General features: G+C 65.3%; 2 protein-coding genes. Both read left to right on the top strand.

The window, feature by feature from the left end; genetic code table 11:
• Positions 1-711, top strand: a 711-nt coding sequence (locus J9611_RS21395) for a Mu transposase C-terminal domain-containing protein (RefSeq protein ID WP_211883272.1), incomplete at its 5' end; no start/stop codon positions are given.
• The coding region (locus J9611_RS21390) for a TniB family NTP-binding protein (protein ID WP_211883270.1) at positions 702-1,154 on the top strand (453 nt) is incomplete at its 3' end. The genes J9611_RS21395 and J9611_RS21390, both read left to right, overlap by 10 nt.

The following is a 1,154-nucleotide window of genomic DNA, read 5'->3' as shown; positions in this document are numbered from 1 at the left end:
CTGCGGGATCCCTTCACGCCCTCCCGGGTGCTGACACCGAACGAAAAGTACGCGGCCCTGCTGGCCGTCAGCGGCTACGTCCCCGTCCCCTTCGGCGCGGAGGATTATCTGGAACTCATGCCCGCGGAAAGCAGGGTCATCAACAGCTACGGGGTCAAAATACGCCACCGCGTCTACGACACCGCGGAGCTCAACCCCTTCCGGGGCCAGAAATCCGGGATGAAGGCTCTCAACGGATTGTGGGAGGTCAGGTATGACCCCTATGACGCCGGCCGCGTCTGGATCCGCAACCACCACGACGGCGGCTGGATCACCGCCTACTGGCGGCAGCTCTCCGCCTCTCCTCAACCCTTCGGGGACGACATCTGGGAGTACGGGCGCCAAATCGTGGCCGGCCGGGGCGTCACCAGCCCTTCGGAGGACGAGATCAAAACCGCCGTGGACAACATCCTCGACAAAGCCTCACCACCGGCCAAGCCGCGGAAGCGGCAGCGGAAAGACCAGCGCGCCGCCGCCCGCAACACGGCCGCCGTCACGGCCCAACGGCCACGCCCCCGCCTGGATCAGCAGCAGCCGGAACAGGCGCCGGCCCCGAAGCCTGGCCCAGCCGCTGAGCCCCCGGAGGAACAGGAAGTGGATGCCGCAAAACTGGCGAAGATCATCCCGCTGAAGATCTATGACCCCCACAAGGAGGCCGAGACATGGTGGTGACGGCTGAACTGCCCAGCAACAGCAGGGCCCCGACCACCACCTTGCAGGGCTGGCGGAGCTTCATCACGTCCGTAGCGCCCACGATCGAGCTGCCCGATCCGGCGGAGCTGGCCGCGATGATCGCTTCCACGCGTGAACGCTACGACGAACAACGCATCAGCTACCACTCCCAACTCGTCATCGTGGAAACCTCCACCGTCCGCCAGATCACCAACCAGGGCCGGCTGTTGATGATGCTCAACCAGCGCGAGATCAGCGCCCGCCGCGGCATGGTCGTCTCCGGCCCCTGGGCCTCCGGCAAGACCACGGCCATCAAACTCCTGGGCAAGACCCACGAACTGCTGATCAAGCGCAAGTACCCCGATCAGGACCGTATCCCCGTCGTCTACATCACCACCCCACCGAAGGGTTCCCCACGGAAACTGGCCAGCGAATTCGCCAAT

It is taken from the genome of Pseudarthrobacter albicanus, from assembly GCF_018224015.1.
Taxonomy (GTDB): Bacteria; Actinomycetota; Actinomycetes; order Actinomycetales; family Micrococcaceae; genus Arthrobacter; species Arthrobacter albicanus.
This window is presented reverse-complemented; position numbering and strand designations above follow the sequence as displayed.